General features: G+C 56.6%; 18 protein-coding genes. 10 read left to right on the plus strand and 8 right to left on the minus strand.

Annotated features, from left to right (window positions below; translation table 11 throughout):
- Positions 1–72: 72 nt before the first annotated feature.
- From RTM06_RS07240 to RTM06_RS07255, 4 genes are all read right to left on the minus strand, one after another.
- Positions 73–1119: an AI-2E family transporter gene (locus tag RTM06_RS07240; protein WP_256697705.1), complete on the minus strand. Its 1047-nt coding sequence runs from the start codon at positions 1117–1119 to the stop codon at positions 73–75.
- Positions 1120–1248: 129 nt separating this feature from the next.
- On the minus strand, positions 1249–2898 hold the full coding sequence (locus RTM06_RS07245) for an iron ABC transporter permease (RefSeq protein WP_312181014.1): 1650 nt from the start codon (positions 2896–2898) through the stop codon (positions 1249–1251).
- Between the two features lie 3 nt (positions 2899–2901).
- On the minus strand, positions 2902–3873 hold the full coding sequence (locus RTM06_RS07250) for an ABC transporter substrate-binding protein (RefSeq protein WP_176972628.1): 972 nt from the start codon (positions 3871–3873) through the stop codon (positions 2902–2904).
- Complete coding sequence (locus RTM06_RS07255; protein ID WP_312181018.1) at positions 3851–4564, minus strand: ABC transporter ATP-binding protein; 714 nt, start codon at positions 4562–4564, stop codon at positions 3851–3853. Before RTM06_RS07255 ends, RTM06_RS07250 begins: the two co-directional genes overlap by 23 nt.
- 226 nt (positions 4565–4790) lie before the next feature.
- On the opposite strand from RTM06_RS07255, the gene RTM06_RS07260 reads away from it, so the two are divergent.
- The gene (locus RTM06_RS07260) at positions 4791–6014 is read left to right on the plus strand and encodes an MFS transporter (RefSeq protein ID WP_312181020.1); all 1224 of its coding nucleotides are present in this window, start codon (positions 4791–4793) and stop codon (positions 6012–6014) included.
- Positions 6015–6170: 156 nt separating this feature from the next.
- On the opposite strand, the gene RTM06_RS07265 is transcribed toward RTM06_RS07260, so the two are convergent.
- Positions 6171–6986, minus strand: coding sequence for a TIM barrel protein (locus RTM06_RS07265; RefSeq protein ID WP_312181022.1), 816 nt, complete (start codon positions 6984–6986; stop codon positions 6171–6173).
- Between the two features lie 424 nt (positions 6987–7410).
- Here RTM06_RS07265 and RTM06_RS07270 point away from each other — a divergent pair, with 424 nt between their 5' ends.
- A complete protein-coding gene (locus tag RTM06_RS07270) occupies positions 7411–8916 on the plus strand; it encodes a CoA-acylating methylmalonate-semialdehyde dehydrogenase (protein WP_265302576.1) in 1506 nt (501 codons plus the stop codon).
- 24 nt (positions 8917–8940) lie between these two features.
- The gene (gene iolB, locus RTM06_RS07275; protein WP_265302573.1) at positions 8941–9756 is read left to right on the plus strand and encodes a 5-deoxy-glucuronate isomerase; all 816 of its coding nucleotides are present in this window, start codon (positions 8941–8943) and stop codon (positions 9754–9756) included.
- An 82-nt stretch (positions 9757–9838) separates the two neighbouring features.
- On the opposite strand, the gene RTM06_RS07280 is transcribed toward iolB, so the two are convergent.
- Together RTM06_RS07280 and iolC are read right to left on the minus strand one after the other, a co-directional pair.
- The gene (locus RTM06_RS07280) at positions 9839–10684 is read right to left on the minus strand and encodes a MurR/RpiR family transcriptional regulator (protein ID WP_101762694.1); all 846 of its coding nucleotides are present in this window, start codon (positions 10682–10684) and stop codon (positions 9839–9841) included.
- A 318-nt stretch (positions 10685–11002) separates the two neighbouring features.
- Positions 11003–12916: a bifunctional 5-dehydro-2-deoxygluconokinase/5-dehydro-2-deoxyphosphogluconate aldolase gene (gene iolC, locus RTM06_RS07285; RefSeq protein WP_312181025.1), complete on the minus strand. Its 1914-nt coding sequence runs from the start codon at positions 12914–12916 to the stop codon at positions 11003–11005.
- Positions 12917–13465: 549 nt separating this feature from the next.
- Here iolC and iolD point away from each other — a divergent pair.
- From iolD to iolE, 3 genes are all read left to right on the plus strand, one after another.
- Complete coding sequence (iolD, locus tag RTM06_RS07290) at positions 13466–15400, plus strand: 3D-(3,5/4)-trihydroxycyclohexane-1,2-dione acylhydrolase (decyclizing) (protein ID WP_312181026.1); 1935 nt, start codon at positions 13466–13468, stop codon at positions 15398–15400.
- 68 nt (positions 15401–15468) lie between these two features.
- Entirely contained in the window at positions 15469–16482 is a 1014-nt protein-coding gene (locus RTM06_RS07295; protein ID WP_256697695.1) for a Gfo/Idh/MocA family protein, read from the plus strand.
- 65 nt (positions 16483–16547) lie between these two features.
- Entirely contained in the window at positions 16548–17444 is an 897-nt protein-coding gene (iolE, locus tag RTM06_RS07300; protein WP_312181029.1) for a myo-inosose-2 dehydratase, read from the plus strand.
- Positions 17445–17523: 79 nt separating this feature from the next.
- On the opposite strand, the gene glpD is transcribed toward iolE, so the two are convergent.
- The gene (glpD, locus tag RTM06_RS07305; protein ID WP_312181031.1) at positions 17524–19032 is read right to left on the minus strand and encodes a glycerol-3-phosphate dehydrogenase; all 1509 of its coding nucleotides are present in this window, start codon (positions 19030–19032) and stop codon (positions 17524–17526) included.
- Between the two features lie 351 nt (positions 19033–19383).
- Here glpD and glpE point away from each other — a divergent pair, with 351 nt between their 5' ends.
- The 4 genes from glpE (at position 19384) to malP (ending at position 23946) form a co-directional block, all read left to right on the plus strand.
- Positions 19384–19710, plus strand: coding sequence for a thiosulfate sulfurtransferase GlpE (glpE, locus tag RTM06_RS07310; RefSeq protein WP_008107933.1), 327 nt, complete (start codon positions 19384–19386; stop codon positions 19708–19710).
- Between the two features lie 32 nt (positions 19711–19742).
- Entirely contained in the window at positions 19743–20567 is an 825-nt protein-coding gene (gene glpG, locus RTM06_RS07315; protein ID WP_312181110.1) for a rhomboid family intramembrane serine protease GlpG, read from the plus strand.
- Positions 20568–20609: 42 nt separating this feature from the next.
- Positions 20610–21368 (plus strand): DeoR/GlpR family transcriptional regulator, encoded by a 759-nt coding sequence (locus RTM06_RS07320; RefSeq protein WP_008107931.1) that lies wholly within the window; start codon positions 20610–20612, stop codon positions 21366–21368.
- Between the two features lie 172 nt (positions 21369–21540).
- Positions 21541–23946, plus strand: coding sequence for a maltodextrin phosphorylase (gene malP, locus RTM06_RS07325; RefSeq protein ID WP_312181034.1), 2406 nt, complete (start codon positions 21541–21543; stop codon positions 23944–23946).
- Positions 23947–23970: the final 24 nt, after the last annotated feature.

Consider the following 23970-nt stretch of genomic DNA (forward strand, 5'->3'; position numbering starts at 1 on the left):
CGAAACGCTATGCGTTCCGGCATGATTAAGTCTTAACTGACGAGCATTACGCCATTTATGGCGACCTGGCTGTTATCGCGCCCGTTTACCCGGCCGCCCATTACCCAACATAATCGCCAATCGGCTGCCGCCCGGCGTGGTTTCCATCAAAATCTTGGTCACGCTGGTGAGCGGCACCGACAGCAACATGCCGACCGGGCCCAGCAACCAGCCCCAGAAAATCAACGACAGAAACACCACCAGCGTCGACAATCCCAGCCCACGTCCCATTAATCTTGGCTCCAGCATATTGCCGAACACCATGTGAATCGCGCTGAACAGCGCCGCAACCAGCATGGCGTCATAAATATTATTCAGCACCAGCGCCTGAATAAACGGCGGGATGCCGGCGATGATCGGGCCGATATTGGGGATGAAATTAAGGATGAACGCCACCACACCCCAGAACAGCGCGAACTTCACGCCGAGCAGCAGCAGCGACAGCCAAACGGCGACGCCGGTAATCAAACTCACCAACGTTTTCAGTGCCAGATAGTGCGTCACGCCTTTCAGCGCACGGTGCAGACCGGCGATGCGGATCTGCGGATTGACCATCGCGTTACGCATTTTATACGGCAGATGGCGCACCTCAAACAGCATAAATACCACGGTAAGAATCAGCAGCAGCACGTTGGTCATCGCGCCGGACAGCTGTTTCAACACCGATGTGGCCATGTCCATCACCACGTTGGGATCGAGGCGTGCCGCCAGCGCTTCGGTAGAGATGTTGATATGAAAACGCGCGGCAAAATGTTGCACTACGGCCAGCTTTTGCTCCAGCATGGTGCGGATTTGCGGATAGGTATCACTGAAGTCACTGGCCGAACTGGCAAGTACAGCAATAAGTAACAGCACGACGATAAAAATCACGCTGATCACCAAGGTAATCGCCAGGCCACGTTTGACGCCGCGCCGCATCAGCATTGTGACCAGCGGATTGAGCACGATTGCCAGGAAGCTGGCCAGTAAGAAGGGCACCAGAATGTCCGAGGCGGCGCGAATGCCCGCCAGAATAATCACCAGCATCGCCAGTTTTACCAGGATGTTCTGGCCAATTTTTTCCTGTAGCAGGTTGTTCATTCTCTCTCCTGAGACGGTTTTTGCTCAGGAGAGTGTAGTTGATGGAAATTAACCATCTGTTTTTTAAGATAAAGAGAAAGTCGGATCGCCGTGCCGTAGGGGCGCCATTTATGGCGACCGTCATTATCTTCACCGGCCCTGACGCTGCATCAACGCCGTCGCAGCCAACATCAAACTCAAACTGGCGAATAGCGTCAGCGTGGCCATCGCCATGCCTTGCCCGACCGAACCTTGTTCGAACTGACGCCAGATAAAGATCGCCACGGTTTGCGTGCCTGCCGGCGCCAGCAGCAGCGAGGTCACCAGCTCGCGCGACGCCACGGCAAACACCATCATCATCGCCGCCAGCAAGCTGGGAGCGACCAGCGGCAGCACAACCAGCCGCAGCGCCTGCAAACGTGATGCGCCGTGCACGCGCGCCGCCGGTTCCAAGGTTGGGGCCAGCTGACGCAGCGCGCTACTGACATAGCGCACCGGCCACGGCAGCAGTAAACAGCTGTACGACAGCAGCAGAATAAACATTGTGTTATAGGGCGAAACCGGCCAGAAACCACGATTCCACAGCAGAATCAAACCTACGCCAACCACCACGCCGGGCATCGCCGCAGGCAGCAGCGCCAGACCATCCATCATTGCCAGCAAACGGGTTTTCCCTTCCGACACGCGCCAGGCAATGAGAAAGCCCAGTGCGCCAGTCAGCAGCGCCGCGCCAAGCGCCAGGCCGATGCTGGTGGAGAAGGCCGCCAGCGCATCGCCTTGCTGGCTGAACAACGCGCCGAAGTGGCGTAGCGTCAGATTACTGAGATGCAATCCACCGGAGAGCGTATTCAGTAAGCCGCTCAGGGTCATCGCGCCGAGCGGCAGCACTACAGCCAGCAGCACGGTGACAGCAAACGGCAGCAGCATCAGGTTTTGTAAGCGTCCGGCATGCGCCAGTTCCTGAGTAACAGGTTTACCGCCAACCGCCGTGACATCGCTGCTGCCGGTCAGTTTGCGCTGCAGCAGCCACGCCGTGAGCGCCACCAGGCTCAGCATCAGCGACAGCGCCGCCGCGCCGGGCAGATCGATCGGCCAATCGGCGAGTTTGGTTTCAATACCCACGGTCATCAGCGTCAGCTTCGCTTGCGCACCCAGCGCTGCGGGCACGCCGTACTCCTCAATCGCCAGCGTAAACGCCAGCAGCACGCCGCCTGCCAACGCCGGTAAGGTAAGCGGCAAGGTGATGTGCCAGAAGCCGCGCCACGCCGATGCGCCGTGCACGCGCGCTACCCAGGCAAGGCGTTGCCCGCTCGCCAGCAGCGAACGCGACACCGCGAAATAGACCACCGGGAAGATGTTCAGCGTCATCACGCCAATCATGCCGCTGCTGCTAAACAGCAGGCTGTCGAAGTTGATGCCGGTGAGTTGTTCGATATAACCGTTGCGTTGCAGCGCCAGCGTCCATGACAGCGCCACAATATAGGGCGGCGTCAGAAACGGGATCAGAAACAGCAGATCCCACAACGCCGCGCCCGGCAGGCGGAACAGGCCGCGCAGTGCGCCGAGCGGTAAGCCCAGCAGCAAACTGCACAGCGCCACGCCGCCGCCGATTTTCAGCGTGCCCAGCCACATCGATGCCAGCTGCGGATCGTCCAGCAGCGCCGGGAAAGCGCTAAAAGCGCCGCGCCAGCTGCCTTCACCGAAGTAGGGAAACAGCGCTTGCAGCACGATAAACAGCAGCGGCAGCGCCACCAGCAGCAATAACGCCAGCAGAATCAAGCCATTCAGGGCACGCGACATCGTTTACTGTCCGAACAGGGCGCCAAAGCGCTTCAGCACCGCCGAGCGCTCACTGCTGCCATCCTGATTGGTCGGCAACAATTTGATCTCGGTGAACAGCGGACGTTGCGCTTTGATATCGGTACGCGCTGGCATTAGCCAGGCTTTCGCCACTTGTTCCTGACCTTCATCGGACAGCACGTAATCGACGAATTTCTTCGCATCATCTGCGTGCTGGCTGCTTTTCAGGATCATCATCGGACGCGGCGCGACCACGGTGCCGTTTTCCGGGAAGATCACCTTCACGCTTTCGCCCTGCGCGATGTTGTTATAGGTGACGTAGTCGACCGCGCCAAACACCGCCGCTTTCGCGCCTTGCAGCACCGGCGTCACCGCCTGCGCATTGGGTCCGCTCATCACCATGCCGTTGGCTTTCAACTGGTCAAACAGCTGCCAGGCTTTTTCGCCTTCGCTGTTTTGCAGGCCAATCAGCAGATCGAGTGATGCGCCCGACAGCGCCGGATCCGGCGTGGTGACTTTGTCTTTAAAGGCGGGCGCGGTGAGATCCTGCCAGGTTTTCGGCTCTGGCGTGTTGCTTTGCGTATTCCACACGATGCCAAGCGCGGAAATACCCTGCGCGACATAGTTGGCGGTTTTGAACTGATCCGGCACCTTCGCTGCATTAGCACTTTCGAAAGGTTGCAGCCAGCCGCGCTGTTGCAGATCTTCGGCGGTATCCCACGAAGCCGAGATCAGCACATCGGCCTGCGGATTGGCCTGTTCCGCTTCCAGACGCGCCATCACTTTGCCGGTGGTGGCCTGGAAAATATTCACTTTGATGCCGGTCTGTTTTTCAAATCCGGCGGCAAGACTTTTCGACAGCGAACCCGGACCGGCGGTGTACACCGTCAGCGCCTGGGCATCGTTGATCATGATGGCGGAAGTCAAAATCATCGCGCTGATGGCTCCTGTTTTAACTGACTTGAGAGATGGCATTGCGGTCCCCTGAGAGGTGAGTAACGGAAACAATCTGGCCCTGCGCCAGGTGAATGATGCGGTCGGCCAGCGTGTTGGCTTCCTCGCGATCGTGCGTAACGTAAACAGCGGTGATACCCGCCGCGCGCAGCAAATCCGCCATGGTGTGAACCAGGGTTTCACGCAGGTCGCGGTCGAGGTTGGAGAGCGGTTCGTCGAACAGCAGAATGGCCGGTTTCGCCACCAGCGCGCGCGCCAGCGCCACGCGCTGCTGCTGGCCGCCGGAAAGCAACGCTGGTTTGCGATCGCCAAAATCAGCGAGGCCAACCTGAGCCAGGGCGGCATCGGCCTGTTGTCGCGCGGCGGCTTTTTTCATGCCGCGCATGCGCAGCGGAAAGGCGACGTTTTGCGCCACCGACATGTGCGGCCACAGCGCGTAATCCTGGAACACCATGCCGAGCTTACGCTGCTCCGGCGCATCGCAGTGGCGCGGCGAGGCCACGCAGCGTTCACCAATCCACAGTTCGCCTGCGGTTGGCTGCAGCAAACCCGCCAGCAGTTTCAAAAGCGTGCTTTTGCCACAGCCGCTCGGGCCGAGCAGCGCGAGGATTTCGCCTGCGGGAATGGTCAGGGAGAGATCGTGCAGAATAGTCAGGTTACCCACCGACCATCTGAGATTTTTCAGTTCAATAGGCAGCGCGGCATGCGTCATCGGCCACCTCCCGCGAAGGAGTCAGCGTTAAGCACGCGCGCCTGAGAAGTCAGGGGCGTCATCAGATTGTTATCCTCTTTGGGATTTGATTGAGGGCGAGTCTACGAGTGCGATATGACGAAATGATGACCGTAAAACTGGGCATTTCACTGATGCGGATAACACCAAATGGCGTATAGTTATCCTCTTGTTATAAAAATTCCGTCACCCACGAGCGCAATCACTCATGCCTGACTCGCCTGCCGCCGCACCTGAACACGGCCGTTTTCGCCTCAATTTACTGATCCTTTCCATCGTGAAGTTTAACTTTGCCAGCTATCTCACCATCGGTTTGCCGCTGGCGGTGCTGCCTGGCTTTGTCCATGACGGGCTGGGCTATAACGCCTTCTGGGCCGGATTGGTGATCAGCCTGCAATACATCGCCACGCTGCTCAGCCGTCCGCACGCCGGACGCTATGCCGATCTGTGGGGGCCGAAAAAAGTGGTGGTGCTGGGGCTGGTGGGCTGTTTGTTGAGCGGCATCTGTATTCTGCTCTCGGCGCTCAGCGATGGGCAGGGCGTGCTGAGTCTGGTGCTGCTGTGTCTGGGGCGCGTGATTCTCGGCGTGGGGCAAAGCTTCTCTGGCACCGGCACCTCGCTGTGGGGCGTGGCGCGCGTCGGTTCGCTGCATATTGGCCGGGTGATTTCGTGGAACGGCATTGTCACCTACGGCGCGATGGCGATTGGTGCGCCGCTCGGCGTGGTGATTTTCCGCAGTGGCGGCTTGCTGCTGCTCTCCGGCATCATCATCGCTATTTGCGTGCTGGCGATTGCGCTGGCGCTGCCGCGTGCGCCGGTGAAAGGCAGCAAAGCCAAGCCGCTGCCGTTCCGTGACGTGCTGAGCAAGGTGTACGGTTTCGGCCTGATTCTGGCGATGGGTTCCGCCGGATTTGGCGTAATCGCTACCTTCATCACGCTGTTTTATCAGGATAAAGGTTGGGATGGCGCCGCCTTCGCGCTGACCATGTTCAGTGCCGCGTTCGTCGGCACGCGCCTGCTGTTCCCGAATGCCATCAATCAGCTCGGCGGTTTGCGCGTGGCGAGTATTTGCTTCGCGGTGGAAGCGATTGGCCTGTTTTTGGTGGCCGGTTCGTTCGATCCCTGGATGGCGAAAATGGGCGCATTCCTCACCGGCGCAGGTTTCTCGCTGGTGTTCCCGGCAATTGGCGTGGTGGCGGTGAAAGTGGTGCCGCAGCAGAATCAGGGCAGTGCGCTCGCCACCTATACCGCGTTTATGGATTTGTCGTTGGGCATCACCGGGCCGATTGCCGGTTTTATTATGAGTTATGCCGGCGTGTCGCTGGTCTATTTCCTCACCGCGCTGCTGGTGTGTTTAGCGCTGTTCTGCACGCTGCGGATGATTAAGCGCATGCCGGAAGATCCGGTGGTGGAGGTTAAAGAGAACGCGTAATTGGCGGTCGCCATTAATGGCGACCCTACGGGTTTCGTAGGGTGCGCATTCATGCGCACCTGGTTTAGTAATGATGAATGGTGTAAAAAAAAGGCCTCCGACCGAGGCCTAACACTAACAAAAAGTGTCTTGTTTTAGACACAGATAAGGGTTCTTTTAGGCTTTCAGCAACTCAATGCTGTAGCGAATTTGGCGTTCAATCTCAGCGATATTCCACGTCTCAAGTTCCGACGAAAACGGCTCAAACGCGTAAACGCCTTTGTAGCCCAGCATCTCCAGACGTTTCACCTGCGCCACGCTGTTTAGCACATCGCGGTCGCTGAGCATGATGCGTTCTTCATCGGTCAGTTGCGCCGTCGGGCGGGTATCTTCCACGCCAGACAAATGCACCAGCCCAATATGATTGATATCAATCTCCTGCGGGAACTCGTTTTCGGCGTTCTCATACAGGTGATGATGGAACGTATCGAGCAGCACTTTGAACGGTACTTTGGCCTGCTGAATCAGCTTTTGCGTTTGCACCGCCGAGCGCAGCGAACTGACCGGGAAGCCCAGCGGTTCCACCAGCCCCTGAATGCCATACTTCTCAAAGCGCGGTGCCAGCACCTGCAGCGCTTCCAGCGTCTGCTGGGGCGAGATCTCAATCCCTTCATTCAGCGGACACATCACCAGCGCTTTTGCGCCGATGGCTTGAGCTTCCTGCAGCAGCGCGTCGGCTTTTGCCAGCAACGCCTCATCAGCACGATTAAACGGATAGAGCGCGTTAATCGTCACGATTTCAATGTGGTACTTATCCGTTAGCGCTCGCAGCTGCGCCACGCTGAGATCATCGGTGACCTTGCCGCTCTGCATGTCATTACGCAGTTCAACCTTGCTCAATCCCAGACGCTGCACCAGCTGAAAGAAAGCTTCCAGCGACAGCCTGGGCGCAATTTTACGGTTAATACAGAAACGGGTTGGATCGATGGCCATAGGCGGCTCCTGTAAACGGATACGGATGAGGTGCTGCAAAGAAAACATTTATTTCATTATTATTGAATTATGAAATATCAGATATTGGATCTGCCTCGCAAAAATTTCATATTTCGTTTCGCGTTGCATGTTGAAGCTGGATTTCAGACACAAATTCTGTGCGCGCAACGGCTTAGCAGTGATGCAGTTTGGCAGGCCTATAGCGCCAGCAGGGAAGCGCTACGGGCGGATTTGCACCCGGCTGTCAGCACAAGCGGAAAAAATGCGATCCATGCCGCTAAAAGGAAATTTTCCAAAAAGAAGTATTTGAAAAATTCATTTCATTACGATAGCTTCATAGCACGCTTTAAGTATTACCTGCACACGCAGCGTCGCGGTTCGAACGGGCTATCTGCAGGGAACTTCACATCTAAGAGGCAACGACATGACTATCGTAGGAAACTTTATCGGCGGCAAAATTACCCACAGCGCCAGCAATGAAACCATTCCCGTGTACGATCCGGCGACCGGCAAAGTCGTGCGTGAACTGACGCAGAGCACCGCTGCTGAAGTAGAGCAGGCGATTGAAGTCGCTCATGCCGCGTTCCCGGAATGGTCGAAAACCGCGCCGTTGCGTCGTGCCCGTGTGATGTTCAACTTTAAAGCGCTGATGGAAAAACATCGCGAAGAGCTGGCGGCACTGATCGTGTCTGAGCACGGCAAAGTGTGGTCCGATGCGCTGGGTGAACTGACGCGCGGTATCGAAGTGATCGAGTATGCCTGCGGTATTCCACATCTGATTAAAGGTGAAAACTCACCAAGCGTGGGCACCGGCGTTGATAGCTACTCGCTGATGCAGCCGGTCGGCGTTGTGGCGGGTATCACACCGTTCAACTTCCCGGCGATGGTGCCTCTGTGGATGTTCCCCATCGCGCTGGCGTGCGGTAACACCTTTATCCTCAAGCCACCGGCGCTGGATCCATCCGCTTCTGTGCGCATGGCCGAACTGCTGAAAGAAGCCGGTCTGCCGGATGGCGTTTTCAACGTGGTGCATTCCTCTAACGAAGATGCCGAGCAGCTGTACAAAGATCCGCGCATCGCCGCAGTCAGCTTCGTCGGTTCTTCCGGCGTGGCGGAGCACATCTACAAAACTGCCAGCGCCCACGGTAAACGTGTGCAGGCGTTCGGCGCAGCGAAAAACCACGCCATCGTGATGCCCGATGCCGATCTTGATGCCACCGTGAACGCCATTATGGGCGGCGCGTTTGGTTCAGCCGGTGAACGCTGCATGGCGCTGCCCGTTGTTGTCGCCGTTGGTGACGACACCGCGGACAAATTGATTGCGCGTCTGACGCCGCTGATCAAAGCGCTGCGCGTCGGTCCTGGCATCCAGAAAGGTGCCGAAGAGAATGAAATGGGGCCGGTGGTTTCTGCTGCGCACCAGAAGAAAGTGCTGGGCTACATCGACAAAGGTGAGCAGGAAGGCGCGAAGCTGGTGGTTGATGGCCGCGGCATCCAGGTTGCTGGCCATGCAGAAGGTTACTACGTTGGCGGCACGCTGTTCGACAACGTGACGTCAGATATGACCATCTGGCGCGAAGAGATCTTCGGACCGGTGCTGAGCATCATGCGTTCCAGCGATTACGACAGCGCATTGCAACTGGTGAACAGCCACGAATTCGGTAACGGCAGCGCCATCTTCACCAGCAACGGCCACACCGCGCGTGAATTCGTGCAAAACGTCGAAGCCGGTATGGTTGGCGTTAACGTGCCGGTTCCGGTACCAATGGCGTTCCACAGCTTCGGCGGCTGGAAACGTTCGGTGTTTGGTGCGTTGAACGTGCACGGTCCAGACGGCGTGCGTTTCTACACCCGCATGAAAACCGCCACCGTGCGTTGGCCGAGCGGCCAGCAGACCGTCTCTGAGTTCAGCATGCCGACGCTGGGCTAATTTCGCTCAACAAGGAGGAACAGGATGTCTCTGATTTCGAAAGCGCAAAAACCCGACAGCAACGGCCGTATCCAGCATGTCACGCCGGAAAGCGCGGGCTGGGAATACGTCGGCTTCGACGCTTATCTGCTGAAAAAAGGGCAGAGCCTGAAGCTGAGCAGCGGCGACAAAGAGTTGTGTCTGGTGCTGGTAGCGGGCTTCGCTTCGGTGAAAACCCGTCACGCCGAGTTCCCCAATCTCGGTAAGCGTCTGTCGCCGTTTGAACGCATTCCGCCTTACTCGGTGTACGTTCCGCATAACGATGAAGTGGAAGTGTATGCGGATAGCGATCTGGAACTGGCGGTGTGTAATGCACCGAGCAGCGGCAACCTGCCGGCGCGACTGATTGCGCCGGAAGATGTTGGCGTTGAGCAGCGTGGTAAAGGGCGTAACCAGCGTCTGGTGCACAACATTCTGCCGGATAACAAAGAGGCCGACAGCCTGCTGGTGGTGGAAGTGTACACCGACGAAGGCGCGACCAGTTCGTACCCCAGCCACAAGCACGACCAGAAAGACAGCCCGGACGAAACCTATCTGGAAGAGACTTACTATCACCGTTTCGATCCTGAGCCAGGTTTCGCCATGCAGCGCGTTTATACCGACGACCGTTCACTCGACGAGTGTATGGCGCCGTATAACCGCGATGTGGTGACGGTGCCGCGTGGCTATCATCCGGTGGCGACCATTGCCGGTTACGATAACTACTATCTCAACGTGATGGCGGGTCCAAAACGTCTGTGGAAATTTACCTGGGAGAAAGATCACGCCTGGGTGAACAGCGACCAGTATCCGCGTTCGTAACATGCGCACCAACGTAAAAAAGGGCAGCCAGGTGGCTGCCCTTTTTGTTGGATGGTCGCCATGAATGGCGATCCTACGAGAGTTATTCGCTGGGGACGTTGTTGTTCAACGCTAACGACACGGCGAGCGTCTGTGCCAGACACAGCGACGCCACCTGCGAACGGAAGCCATCCACCTGCGCTTCACGCACCACAAAGCACACATCACTGAAGGCGGCCAGTGGGCTGACCTGGCTGTCGGTGATGGCGATCAGATGCGCACCACGCTTAGCGCCTAGCTCAACCAACTCCACCGCTTCACGCGCGTACGGCGAGTAGCTGATGGCGATCACCACGTCTTTCGGGTTCACCATGCTCAGCTGTTCGGTGAACATGCCGCCGAGGCCGTCGATCAGGAACGCACGACGCTCCAGATGGCGTAGCGCATACACCAGATACGATGCCACGCTGAATGAGCGACGCAGGCCGATGATGTAGATGTTCTCGGCTTCATCGAGCATTTTCACCGCGCGGTTGAGCTGGTCTGGATTGACCTGCATTGCCAGCTGTTGCAGCGCCTGGCTGTTGACCATGGTGAAGACGTTGAGGATTTCGGCCGGGCTCTCAGGTGAGGTGGCGCTGTCATCGGTGGCGGTCTGGCGGAACAGACGTGCGCGCTCGGTGTAGTTCACGGTCTCTTCCATCAGGTGCTGACGGAAAACCTGTTTCATTTCGTTGAAGCCGCTGAAGCCAAACGCGTTGGCAAAGCGGATCAGTGTGGAAGGCGGTACATCCGCATGTTGCGCGATAGAGGCAACGGTATCGAAAGCGATGCTGTTACTGTTATCAAGGATATAACGAGCCACCTGCTTCAGGCGTTTGCTCAGCGTCTCATAGCGACGACGGATCTCGTCCTGTAACAGGGTTAATTGCGTTGGATTATTGGTCATTACTTCGGCCCGCTAAAAAAGAAAATATGGCTGGATAATGAGCGCTATAGTACCAGATGGATGGAAAATTTCATTTGTTTGACATCATCGTGACGCTTATTTCATCGGTTTATGAAATGCCTCACAAAATATGCAGGTTTCCCCTCACCCTCACCCTCTCCCGCAAGCGGGCGAGGGAACCGACCGCGTGAATGTTTTGTTGCTTACTCACATGTGGCTGCGTCTCCCTCTCCCTGTGGGAGAGGGCCGGGGTGAGGGCATCAGCCCGCAGAAGAAACAAAAAAAGCGGCCAAAGCCGCTTTTTCCAAGCCACAACACTTAACCGCGCACAGCGCGCCAGTAGCCGATCAACCGCAGGTAGTTGCCTTTCACGGTCTCAATCAGCGCCTTGTCATCCAGCTCGCCTTGCAGCCACTGGCGCGACGGCTGGCCGAAGATGGTGCGACCTACTGCGAAACCCTTCACCCACGGTGCTTGCGCGGCGGCGGCGAAACCGGCTTTCAGTGTCTCTTCCGGCGCATCAAGGCCCAGCAACAGAATGCCGCGGCAGTGCGGATCGTTCTGCTCGATCAGCCCGCTGATCGCCTGCCAGCTCTCTGCAGACAGCGGCGGCAGTTTCCACCAATCCGGCTGAATGCCAAGGCTGTAGAAGTGGCTCAGCATGTCGTAATAGTAAGATTCGTTACGGTCCGGATTGCTCTCCGGCAGAATCAGTTCCAGCAGCAGTTCATGCCCGCTCTTATTACAGCCATTCCACACGTCGAGAACCAGATCATCCTGCTCTTTACGCAGTTCAGCGCTGTCGTGCGGATGGTAGAACACCAGGCATTTCACTACGTGCTCGGCTGGCCAGTCGACCAGCTGTGAGCCGATGTTGCCGTGCTCCAGGCGCAGCGGACGTGAACTTGGCAGCTCAATCGGACGTCCAATCCACCAGTTTTTACCGGTAATCGCGTTCAGCGCTTTCTGGCCGTAAGTGGTATCCGCGAGGATGCCGCTCTTCTCATTCAGACCGGCTTCATTCGCCGCTTCTTCTGCGGCACGCAGCAGCAGCAGTTTCAATTGTGGAATGCGTTCTTCGCTGACGCCCGCTTCGCGTGCCATATCAGCCAACTGCTTGCGATGGTCGAAGGCGAACACATTCAGCTCTGGCCACTGCTGTTTACGCGTGGTGACGCGATGCAGGTGATTGAGACGTACATCAAGATCCGGACGTTTCACCTCTTTATCGCGGCTAAGGAAATCATCCAGCTCTTCTTTGGTCGGCATCGCCGGTGCACAGCCGTGGCGCGAAACCACCAGCGCGCCACAGGCGTTGGCGTAACGGCACGCTTGCTCCCAGCTTTCATCGTTCAGCCAGCCGCGCAACAGGCCAGACATAAAGGCATCGCCCGCGCCCAGCACGTTCAGCACTTCTACACGCACGCCGCTCTGCAGTTTGGTCTGTTCCCAGCTATCCGGGATCTCGCCCTCAAACACTACGCAACCCAGCGGACCGCGTTTGCACACTAAGGTGGCCTGGCTCGATTTACGCACATTTTTCAGCGCGGTCAGCGTATCGGTGCTGCCACCGGCGATATGGAACTCTTCTTCCGTTCCGACCACCAAATCGAAATAGTGCAGCACTTCCTGCAGCTGTTGCGTCACTTCACCCGATTCAATGAAACGCGTTTCACCGTCACCAAGCGAGGTGAGTCCCCACAGCACCGGACGATAATCGATATCCAGCGCGGTGCGCAGGCCGTTGCGTTTGGCGATATCCAGCGCTTTCAACACTGCGGCGCGCGTTTGTGGATGCGACAGGTGCGTACCGGTAACGGCGACCGCACGTGAGGAGGTGATGAATTCTTCGTTAATATCTTCCGGCACCAGCCCCATATCTGCGCAGTTGTCGCGGTAGAAGATCAGCGGGAAGCTCTCTTCATCTTTGATCCCGAGGATCACCAGCCCGGTCAGGCGATGCTTATCGGTAATCAGGCCATCGGTGTTGCAGCCTGCACGTTGCAGCTCTTCACGCAAAAAGCGGCCGTTATGTTCGTCACCCACACGCGCCAGCATCGCCGATTTCAGGCCCTGAATGGCCGTACCGTAGGCCACGTTGCCGGAAGATCCGCCGAGATATTTGTTGAAGCTGGTCATATCTTCCAGGCGTGATCCAATTTGCTGACCGTAGAGGTCGACGGCGATGCGTCCGATACAAATCACATCAAGCCGCTTCTGTTGTGTACTCATACCTATTGTTTCCTTCTGTGATAAGCAGACACTGCGGGCGCTGCCGCCCAACGTCGAGCGCTTTGCTTCCGGGTTCTCAAGGTGCCTGATTGGCTTTGGTCGCAGTATGAGGAATAAAAATTCCAAATTCAATATGAAATGAAACATCCATCACGATTTTGTGAGCCAGGTAAAACTCTGACGAAGCCGCAAAGCGGCGTCGGAATCGTTGGGAGTTTCAGTGATAGTCAGGCTTGTGAGCCAGGTCTCAGGAAAGTGCTGGCGAATCAAGGAAGCTACTGAAGTGAAATGAAATTTCGTTATGACCGGCAAATGACCTTTTACTGTTCCACTTTTCCCCCTTTCGCGGCTCGCGCAGCCCACGTTTCATTGCTGAATTTGATCTCCATCGCAAAATGAAATGTTTCTTCTGTAATCGTGTTTAATGAAAAAAATATTTGTTTATAATCGCCTCACGTTTCACTTAATCCGCGGGCGCCGTGAACGGCAGTTTTTACCCGAACCGCGATGTACCTCGCCGCAGGTACCAGCATGTAAAGGAAGAAGCATATGGGCACAATCAGACTCACCACGGCACAGGCGCTGGTAAAATTTCTCGATAACCAATACCTGAACGTTGACGGCGTTGAAACCAAATTTGTGAAAGGCATTTTTGCCATTTTCGGTCACGGCAACGTGCTGGGATTGGGACAGGCGCTGGAGCAGGACAGCGGCGATCTGGTGGTGCATCAGGGCCGTAACGAGCAGGGCATGGCGCACGCCGCCATTGGTTTTGCCAAGCAGTCGCTGCGTCGTCAGATTATCGCCTGTACTTCATCTGTCGGTCCCGGTGCAGCCAACATGATTACCGCTGCCGCCACCGCGACCGCCAACCGCATTCCTTTATTGCTGCTGCCAGGCGATGTGTTCGCCACGCGCCAACCGGATCCGGTCTTGCAGCAGATCGAACAGAGCCACGATCTCAGCATCAGCACCAACGACGCGTTCCGCGCGGTGAGCAAATACTGGGATCGCGTTAGCCGTCCAGAGCAGCTGATGACCGCCTGCATCAACGCCTTGCGCGTGTTGACCGATCCCGCCGAAACCGGCGCGGTGACGATTGCGCTGCCGCAGGACGTGCAGGGCGAAGCCTGGGACTTCCCGGATTACTTCTTCCAGAAACGTGTGCATCGTCTGGATCGCCGTCTGCCAACTGCCGCGCAATTAGAAGATGCGCTGGCGCTGATTGCGCGCAAACACAAGCCGCTGATCATTGTCGGTGGCGGCCTGAAATATTCCGACGCCGGTGATGCGCTGCTGAAATTTGCCGAGCGTTTCAACATTCCGTTTGCCGAAACTCAGGCCGGTAAAGGCACCATCGTTTCCGATCACCCGCTGAATGTCGGCGGCGTGGGCGAAACCGGCTGTCTGGCGGCTAACCTGCTGGCGAAAGAGGCCGATCTGGTGATTGGTATCGGTACGCGTTACACCGACTTCACCACCGCGTCGAAATGGATTTTCCAGAATCCGGACGTCAGCTATCTGAACCTCAACGTTAGCAATTTCGACAGCTACAAGCTGGATGCGGTGCAGCTGCTGGCGGATGCGCGTGAAGGTTTAACCGCGCTGGAAAGTGGTCTGCAAGGTTTCGAAAACCATTGGGGCGGCCAGATTGAGCTGTCACAAAGCAAGCTGCTGAAAGAGACGCAGCGTGTCTATGCCGCGACCTATAACACCGACGATTTCATTCCGGAAATCGCCGACCACGCCGATCGCGAAGCGCTGTTTGCGGAGTTTGAGCGCCTGACGAAATCGGTGCTGACGCAAAGCAGCGTGCTGGGCACCTTAAACGAGCAGCTCCCAAAGGATGCGGTGATTGTCGCGGCAGCGGGCAGTCTGCCGGGCGACCTGCAGCGCGTGTGGCGCACCAAAGATTACAACTCGTACCACGTTGAGTACGGCTACTCCTGCATGGGTTACGAAGTGAATGCCGCGCTGGGCGTGAAGCTGGCGCAGCCGCAGCGTGAAGTCTACGTCATGGTCGGCGACGGCTCGTTCATGATGCTGCACTCCGAGCTGGTCACGTCGATTCAGGAAGGGGCAAAAATCAACGTGGTGCTGCTGGATAACATGACCAACGGTTGTATCAACAACCTGCAGATGGAACACGGCATGGACAGCTTCACCACCGAGTTCCGCTTCCGTAATCCGGAAGGCGGTAAGCTGGATGGCGGCTTTGTGCCGGTGGACTTCGCGGCAATCGCCGGCGGTTACGGCTGCAAAACCTACCGCATCACCACGCTGGAGCAGCTGGAAGCCGCGCTGATCGATGCGCAGAAACAGACCGTTTCCGTGCTGTTTGACATCAAAGTGCTGCCAAAAACCATGGTGCACAAATATTTCAGCTGGTGGCACGTCGGCGTGGCGCAAACCTCCACCTCCGAGCGTACGCAGGAAGTGGCCGACAACCTTAACGTGCATATCGAACAAGCACGTAAGTATTAAAACCTCTTTTAGGCCGGAGCTCTCCGGCCTTGTTTTACCCTAACTTATCCGACTCTACAGGTGTAATTATGACGCTCAAACTCGGTGTAATTGGTACCGGTGCAATTGGTCAGGAACACATTCGTCGCTGCAATAACGTTTTGCAGGGTGCGAAAGTGGTGGCGGTTTCTGATATCAACGTGGAAGGTGCGCGCGCTGCGCTGCAACGTCTGAATATCGAAGCCGAGGTTTATCAGGATGGTCATCAGGTGATCAACTCACCAGACGTTGACGCTGTGCTGGTGACGTCCTGGGATCCGACCCACGAAGAGTTCACGCTGGCGGCCATCGCGGCCGGCAAACCGGTGTTCTGTGAAAAGCCGCTGGCGCTGAGCGCTGAAGGTTGCCGTCGCATTGTCGATGCCGAGATCAAACACGGTAAACGTCTGGTGCAGGTTGGCTTTATGCGCCCGTACGATACCGGCTATCGCGCGCTGAAAAAAGTGATTACCGACGGTGAAATCGGCGAACCGCTGATGCTGCACTGCGCGCACCGCAACCAGAGCGTCGGTGAGAATTACACCACCGACATGGCGATCACCAACACCCTGATTCACGAGCTGGATGTGCTGCGCTGGCTGACGGAAGACGACTACAAAACCGTGCAAGTGGTGTTCCCGCGTACCACCTCGAAGTCTCACGCCAAGCTGAAAGATCCGCAAATCGTGCTGTTTGAAACGCAGAAAGGCATCCGCATTGACGTGGAGATCTTCGTTAACTGCGCGTACGGCTACGACATTCAGTGTGAAGTGGTGGGCGAAGAGGGCATCGCGAAGCTGCCTGAGCCTTCGGCGATTCAAACGCGCAAAAACGCGCGTCTTGGCGTGCCGCTGCTGACCGACTGGAAAGATCGTTTCATTGATGCGTATGACGTTGAGCTACAAGCGTTTATCAATGACGTGAAAGACGGCCAGCTGACCGGACCTTCTGCCTGGGATGGTTTTGCTGCTTCCGTGGCCGCCGATGCCTGCCAGAAAGCGCAGAACAGCGGCGCAATCGAGCCGGTTACCATGCCGCCGCGTCCGGATTTCTACGCCAAATAATTGAGCTGTGCGCTAAATACTCCTCGGCGGCTCAGCGGCCGCCTCTGTGAATCAGGGACAACAAGATGAACAAAGACAACGTTAAACTGGCGATTGCGCCAATCGGCTGGACCAACGACGACATGCCGGAGCTGGGCAGCGAAAACACCTTCCAGCAAACCGTCAGTGAAATGGCACTGGCAGGCTTTACCGGCAGCGAAGTGGGCAGCAAATACCCGCGCGATCCGGCGATTCTCAAGCCGATGCTGGATATCCGTGGTATTCAGATCTGCAACGCGTGGTTCAGCACCTTCTTCGCCAACGGTGAAAAAGCGAAAACCATCGACGAATTCACCAATCACATGAACTTCCTGCATGCGATGGGCGCGCGCGTGATTGGTTGCTCTGAGCAGAGCAAAAGTATTCAGGGCACCACGCTGGCGGTGCTGGAGCAGAAGCCGATTTTCAGCGATGAAGAGTGGCGCTTAACGGCGGAAGGCTACAACGAGCTGGCGGAGATCGCCGCGAAAAAAGGCATGCGCTTGACGCTGCACCATCACATGGGCACCGGCATTCAGACGCCAGCCGAGATTGATCGCTTTATGGAAATGACCAATGAGAATGTTGGTCTGCTGTACGATACCGGCCACATCTACTATTCCGAAGGTTCACAGCAGGCAATGCTGGATGTGCTGACCAAATATCTGCCGCGTATTTTCCATGTGCATCTGAAAGATGTGCGCGACAGCGTGGTCGCCGAAGTGCGCGAGAAATCGCTGTCATTCCTTGATGGCGTGAAGAAAGGTACTTTCACCGTGCCGGGCGATGGCGTGATCGATTTCAAACCGGTGTTCAAAATCCTCGACGATTACGGCTACAAAGGCTGGATGGTGGTAGAAGCAGAACAGGATCCGGCGCTGGCCAATCCGTTCGAATATGCGGTGAAAGCGCGTAAGTACATCCGCGAGAATGCGGGGTTGTAAACGAGTAGACATTAAAAAGGTCGCCATGAATGGCGACCCTACGTAAACGGGGCGTCATTTACGACGCCCCGTTTTTATATTATGACGCTAACGACAACGCCGGTTTCTGCGCGTTGACCGCCAGCCACTCGGCGATGCGCGCCTGCTCGGCTTCGTTTAGCCACATACCTTGTTTAGTACGACGCCAAATCGCATCATCCAGCTCGCGCACCCATTCGTTTTTCACCAGGTAACGCAGCTCGGCTTCATAGAACTCGTGACCGAAGTTCTCGCCCAAATCGTCGATGCCCTTCGCGTCTGCCAGCAGCTCTTCGGTGCGGCTGCCGTAAGTACGGGCAAAGTGACGCGCCATACCTTCGCTGATAAACGGATAGCGACGACGCAGGCCAGCGGCGTAATCATCGCGTGAACCGGAGAAATCACCGCCCGGTAATACCGCGTTTTTGGTCCATGCTGGGCCGATGTTCGGGTAGTACCTGGTCAGTTTCTCCAGCGCATGTTCCGCCAGCTTGCGATAGGTGGTCAACTTGCCGCCGAATACCGACAGCAGCGGTGCCTGGCCGTTGTCGTCATGCACATCCAGCGTGTAATCGCGGGTGATGGCCTGCGGTGAGTCCGATTCGTCATCGCACAGCGGGCGCACGCCCGAGTAAGTCCAGACGATGTCATCTTTGCTCAGCTGTTGTTTGAAGTGTCCGTTGAACACCTTCAGCAGGTAGCTGATTTCGTTGTCATCGATCTTCACGTCTTTCGGATCGCCTTTGTACTCCACGTCGGTGGTACCAATGATGGAGAACTCATCCATCCACGGAATGACAAACACGATACGGTTATCTTCGTTCTGCAGGATATACGCCTGCTTTTCGCGATGTACGCGCGGCACCACGATGTGGCTGCCTTTGATCAGACGAATGCCGTACGGCGATTTCAGCTTCAGGCCATCGTCGAAGAACTCTTTTACCCACGGACCGGCCGCATTGACCAGACCTTTAGCGCGCCAGGTGTAGGTTTTGCCGGTATCAATATCTTCGGCTTCTACCATCCACAAACCGGCTTCACGCCAGGCGCGGGTCACGCGAGTGCGGGTGCGAACTTCGCCGCCTTGTTTTTCCACTTCCTGCGCATTGAGAACCACCATGCGCGCATCATCAACCCAGCAGTCAGAATATTCGAATCCGCGCGTGATCTCCGGCTTGAGGGCCGAATCCGCGCCAAAACGCAGGCTTTTACTGCCCGGCAGCGTGGTGCGTTTGCCGAGGCGGTCGTACATAAAGAGGCCCATGCGGATCATCCACGCCGGACGCAGATGCGGACGGTGCGGCAGACGGAAGCGCATTGGGAAGGCGATATGCGGCGCCATTTTCAGCAGCACTTCACGTTCTGCTAAGGCTTCGCCTACCAGGCGGAATTCATAGTGCTCAAGGTAGCGCAGGCCGCCGTGAATCAATTTCGAGCTGTTAGAGGAGGTTGCACAGGCCAAATCCCGCGCCTCCAGCATCAGCACCGACAGTCCGCGTCCTGCAGCGTCCACTGCAATGCCGGCTCCGTTAATGCCGCCGCCGATCACGATCAGGTCTTTGGTTTCCACGTCATCTCCTCCGATGTTCGGAATAGTTCTAAAATGTTCGTTTTCGAGCGTAATAATAATCGGAAACCAACATAGACGCCAGCAGTTAACTGAATAAAAACATTTTTGCGTGATATAGCTAACATTCCGACAGGAAAAAAATCACATAACCCTATAAGTTGTCAGGTTATCGCGGCGGCTTCTCAGGTTAAACTAGGCGCTAATTGTGTAATGCTTATGAGTTGAGCATGTTTAGGTCGCCATGAATGGCGACCCTACACCGGGCAATCGTAGGGGCGCCATTCATGGCGACCTGGCAGCAACACCGGTAATTTTTTAACCGCTAATTGTGACCAAGTAATGAGAGACACCATGGAAACCTTCGAGTGTATTAATGTCCTGCAGGCGCAAGAGCATCTGGCACAAGGTGCGCAGCTGGTGGATATCCGTGATCCGCAGAGCTTTATGATGGGCCACGCGGCGGGCGCGCAGCATCTGACCAATGACAATCTGGCGGATTTCATTGCCAACGCGAATCAGGCATTGCCGGTGCTGGTGATGTGCTATCACGGCAACAGCAGCAAAGGCGCGGCGCAGTTTTTGCTGGGCCAGGGATTCAGCGCGGCGTACAGCATTGACGGCGGATTTGACGCCTGGCGCGCGGCATTCCCGGCGCAGGTTGCCCTCGGCGACGCCTAAGCCCATCGCATAAGGAAGGAGAGCACCGCATGATGCGCATCACCCAGTTTAATAATCCGCGCATGGCGCAGGCGTTTGTCGACTACATGGCGACACGCGGCGTGACGTTACGCATTGAACGCGAAAGCCACTTCGTCATCATGTTGGATGATGACAGTAAGTTTGAGATGGTCGAAAACGAACTCGCGCAGTTTGTGCGCGATCCCAACCATCCGCGCTATCAGGCGGCCAGCTGGCATAGCGGCAGCACCGAAAGTGGCTTACGTTACGAGCGCACCAACATCTGGGCTAGCATTCGCGAACGCGCAGGTCCGCTCACCATGACCCTCATGATCGCCTGCATCGCGGTGTTTATCCTGATGCAGATCGTCGGTGATGATGTGGCGCTGGATTGGCTGGCGTGGCCGGCGGACTCTTCGCAATATTTCCAGGTGTGGCGCTGGTTTAGCCATGCGCTGCTGCACTTCTCGCTGCTGCATATCCTGTTCAACCTGATGTGGTGGTGGTATCTCGGCGGTGCCGTCGAGAAGCGTCTCGGCAGCGGTAAGCTGTTTGTGATTATGCTGATCTCCGCGCTGCTGACCGGCTGGATGCAGGCCAAGTTTAGCGGCGTGCTGTTTGGTGGCTTGTCGGGCGTGGTTTACGCGCTGATGGGTTACTGCTGGCTGCGCGGCGAGCGCGATCCCGAAAGTGGTATTTATCTTGAGCGCGGCCTGATTGGCTTCGCGGTTGTCTGGTTGGTGATTGGCTGGTACGGCGCATTTGGTCTGTCGATCGCCAACGCCGCGCACGTCACCGGCTTGCTGGTGGGCTTAGCGATGGCATTTGTTGATACGCGTAAGATTACGCGTCGTTAGCAGCACCAATAAAAGAAGCGGCTACGAGCCGAGGAGAGAGATGTGAAGCAGACGCAACGTCATGACGCCATTATCGATCTGGTCCGGCGTCAGGGATATGTCAGTACCGAAGAGCTGGTGGATCACTTTGAAGTCAGCCCGCAAACCATTCGGCGTGACCTGAACGACCTGGCCGATCAGAACAAAATTATGCGCCATCACGGCGGGGCGGCGCTGCCGTCCAGCTCAGAAAACACCGCATGGCAGGATCGTAAGATGATGTGGTCGGCGGAGAAAGCGCGTATCGCCGAGCGTGTGGCGAGCCAGATCCCTGATGGCGCCACGCTGTTTATTGATATCGGCACCACGCCGGAAGCGGTGGCGCATGCGCTGCTCAATCACAATAATCTGCGCGTCGTCACCAACAACCTCAACGTAGCGATTCTGCTGATGGCGAAACCGGATTTCCGCGTGATTATCGCCGGCGGCGAAGTGCGCACGCGCGATGGCGGCATCATGGGCGAAGCGACGCTGGACTTCATTTCGCAGTTCCGCCTCGATTACGGCATTCTCGGTATCAGCGGTATTGATATGGATGGTTCACTGCTGGAGTTCGATTATCATGAAGTGCGCACCAAACGCGCCATTATCGAAAACTCGCGCTGCGTGATGCTGGTGGTGGATCACTCGAAGTTTGGCCGCAATGCGATGGTCAACCTCGGCAATATGAGCCTGATTGATTACATGTATACCGATCAAAGCCCGCCGGCCAGCGTGCTGAAAGTGATTGAACAGCACGAAGTTCACCTCGAATTGTGTTGATAGCGCGGTAAACGGTCGCCATGAATGGCGACCGTTCGACACCCAGCGTGCACGATTTTTTTCCTGGTACTCACATTTCCCTGTCGCTTTTTTCTGCGCCCCCAGCTTTACTTATCCATTCACCTCTTGCGCTCGCCCCGGCTTTACCGTTAACGGACACGAAGGGATTGATATGTCGCAGCAAAAATTCAATAAAACACGTTTCGACGCCGCTCTTACCCGCCAATGGCAACATCTTGGACTCACGTCCGCCCAGCAAATGACACCGCACCAATGGTGGCAAGCGCTGAGCAGCGTGCTGGCAGAAATGCTGGCGACGCAGCCACCTGCGCCACCTAAACAAGGGCAGCGTCTCGTCAACTATCTGTCGATGGAGTTTCTGCTGGGGCGTTTAACCGGCAACAATCTGCTTAATCTTGGCTGGTACAATGAGGTGCAAGCCGCGCTGGCGGAACATCAGGTTGAGCTGAGCGAACTGCTGGAAGAGGAAGTGGATCCGGCACTCGGCAACGGCGGATTGGGGCGCTTAGCCGCCTGCTATATGGATTCAATGGCGACCGTCGGCCAGGCCGCGATGGGCCACGGCCTCAACTATCAATACGGCCTGTTTCGCCAGACGTTTACCGATGGACAGCAGCAGGAAGCGCCGGATGACTGGCAGCGCGATCGCTATCCGTGGTTCCGCCATAACGCCGCGCTGGATGTGCAGGTTGGCCTTGGCGGCAAGGTCAAAGAGAATCACGATGGCAGCATCCTCTGGCGACCTAAAATTCACCTCAAAGGCGAAGCCTGGGATTTGCCGGTGGTGGGTTATCGCAACGGCATCATGCTGCCGCTGCGACTGTGGAAAGCCACCAGCGCGCAGCCGTTCGATCTCACCGCGTTTAACAACGGCCAATTTCTGCAGGCCGAGCAGCAAGGCATCGACGCCGACAAGCTGACCAAAGTGCTCTATCCCAATGATAATCATGCCGAAGGTAAGCGACTACGCCTGATGCAGCAGTATTTCCAGTGCGCCTGCGCGGTGGGCGATATTTTGCGGCGCCATCATCTCGCCGGGCGCGCCATTCGCACTTTGCCCGATTTCGAAGTGATCCAGCTTAACGACACGCATCCTACCATCGCCATTCCAGAGATGCTGCGCGTGCTGTTGGACGAGCATCAATTGAGTTGGGACGATGCGTGGCACATCACCAGCCGCACCTTTGCCTACACCAATCACACGCTGATGCCGGAAGCGCTGGAGCGTTGGGATGAGAAGCTGGTACGTGACCTGTTGCCGCGCCATATGTTGATTATCCGTGAGATTAATCGCCGCCTGAAAAAGGTGGTGAAGCAACAGTGGCCGGATGACAAAGCCACCTGGCACAAGCTGGCGGTGGTGGCTGACGGTCAGGTGCGCATGGCGAATCTGTGCGTGGTGAGCTGTTTCGCCGTCAACGGCGTGGCGGCGCTGCATTCCGAGCTGGTGGTGAAAGATCTGTTCCCGGAATATCACCGGCTGTGGCCGAATAAATTCCATAACGTCACCAACGGCATTACGCCGCGCCGCTGGTTAAAACAATGCAACCCGCTGCTATCGACGCTGATTGATGACAGCTTGCAGGTTGAGTGGGCCAACGATCTTGATGCGCTGGCGTGGCTGGCACCGTTTGCCCGCAAGAAGGCGTTTCGTCAGCAGTTCCGCGACATCAAGCAGCAAAACAAGCAGCGCTTAACGCTCTACATCAAGCGCGTGACCGGCATTGATATCAATCCGGATGCGCTGTTTGACGTACAGATCAAGCGGCTGCACGAGTACAAACGTCAGCACCTCAGTTTGCTGCATATGCTGCACTGCTATCGCCAGCTGCGCGATAACCCGGATAACCCCGACTTTGTGCCGCGCGTGTTCCTGTTTGGCGCCAAAGCCGCGCCCGGCTATTACCTCGCCAAAAACATCATCTATGCCATCAACAAAGTGGCGGAGGTGATTAACAACGATCCGCGCGTCGGCGATCGCCTCAAAGTGGTGTTTATCCCGGATTACCGCATCACCGCCGCAGAGTTGATGATTCCGGCCGCCGATCTCTCCGAGCAGATTTCTACCGCCGGTTATGAAGCGTCCGGCACCGGCAATATGAAGCTGGCGCTCAATGGTGCGCTCACCATTGGCACGCTGGACGGCGCTAACGTGGAGATTGCCGAAGCGGTGGGCGCGAAGAATATCTTTATCTTCGGTAACAGCGTGGACGAAGTGAAGGCGCTGAAGGCGGGCGGCTACAGCCCGAAAAAGCTGCGCAAACAGAATCCTTATCTGGATGGATTGCTGAAGGAGCTGGAGAAAGGCAAGTTCAGCGACGGCGATAAGCACGCGTTTGATCTGATGCTGCAGAGCCTGACCAAAAATGGCGATCCCTGGCTGGTGCTGGCTGACTTTGATGCCTACATCGCCGCACAGCAGCAGGTGGAAGCGCTGTGGAAGAATCAGGACGCCTGGACACGCGCGGCCATTCTGAATACCGCACATACTGGCCGTTTCAGTTCTGACCGCTCGATTCGCGATTACCAGCAGCGGATTTGGCAGACGGCACGTTAATCGATATTTCGGTCGCCATGAATG

The organism is Pantoea sp. CTOTU46764 (assembly GCF_031974595.1).
Taxonomy (GTDB): domain Bacteria; phylum Pseudomonadota; class Gammaproteobacteria; order Enterobacterales; family Enterobacteriaceae; genus Pantoea; species Pantoea trifolii.

Excerpts from the sequence above, each read along its gene's own strand:
- RTM06_RS07265 (WP_312181022.1), bottom strand. The coding sequence starts at position 6,986 with ATGGCCATCGATCCAACCCGTTTCTGTATTAACCGTAAAATTGCGCCC.
- RTM06_RS07240 (WP_256697705.1), bottom strand. The coding sequence starts at position 1,119 with ATGAACAACCTGCTACAGGAAAAAATTGGCCAGAACATCCTGGTAAAA.
- iolE (WP_312181029.1), top strand. The coding sequence starts at position 16,548 with ATGAACAAAGACAACGTTAAACTGGCGATTGCGCCAATCGGCTGGACC.
- RTM06_RS07255 (WP_312181018.1), bottom strand. The coding sequence starts at position 4,564 with ATGACGCATGCCGCGCTGCCTATTGAACTGAAAAATCTCAGATGGTCG.
- RTM06_RS07270 (WP_265302576.1), top strand. The coding sequence starts at position 7,411 with ATGACTATCGTAGGAAACTTTATCGGCGGCAAAATTACCCACAGCGCC.
- iolD (WP_312181026.1), top strand. The coding sequence starts at position 13,466 with ATGGGCACAATCAGACTCACCACGGCACAGGCGCTGGTAAAATTTCTC.
- RTM06_RS07245 (WP_312181014.1), bottom strand. The coding sequence starts at position 2,898 with ATGTCGCGTGCCCTGAATGGCTTGATTCTGCTGGCGTTATTGCTGCTG.
- malP (WP_312181034.1), top strand. The coding sequence starts at position 21,541 with ATGTCGCAGCAAAAATTCAATAAAACACGTTTCGACGCCGCTCTTACC.
- RTM06_RS07295 (WP_256697695.1), top strand. The coding sequence starts at position 15,469 with ATGACGCTCAAACTCGGTGTAATTGGTACCGGTGCAATTGGTCAGGAA.
- iolB (WP_265302573.1), top strand. The coding sequence starts at position 8,941 with ATGTCTCTGATTTCGAAAGCGCAAAAACCCGACAGCAACGGCCGTATC.
- RTM06_RS07250 (WP_176972628.1), bottom strand. The coding sequence starts at position 3,873 with ATGCCATCTCTCAAGTCAGTTAAAACAGGAGCCATCAGCGCGATGATT.
- RTM06_RS07280 (WP_101762694.1), bottom strand. The coding sequence starts at position 10,684 with ATGACCAATAATCCAACGCAATTAACCCTGTTACAGGACGAGATCCGT.
- RTM06_RS07260 (WP_312181020.1), top strand. The coding sequence starts at position 4,791 with ATGCCTGACTCGCCTGCCGCCGCACCTGAACACGGCCGTTTTCGCCTC.
- glpG (WP_312181110.1), top strand. The coding sequence starts at position 19,743 with ATGCGCATCACCCAGTTTAATAATCCGCGCATGGCGCAGGCGTTTGTC.
- iolC (WP_312181025.1), bottom strand. The coding sequence starts at position 12,916 with ATGAGTACACAACAGAAGCGGCTTGATGTGATTTGTATCGGACGCATC.
- glpE (WP_008107933.1), top strand. The coding sequence starts at position 19,384 with ATGGAAACCTTCGAGTGTATTAATGTCCTGCAGGCGCAAGAGCATCTG.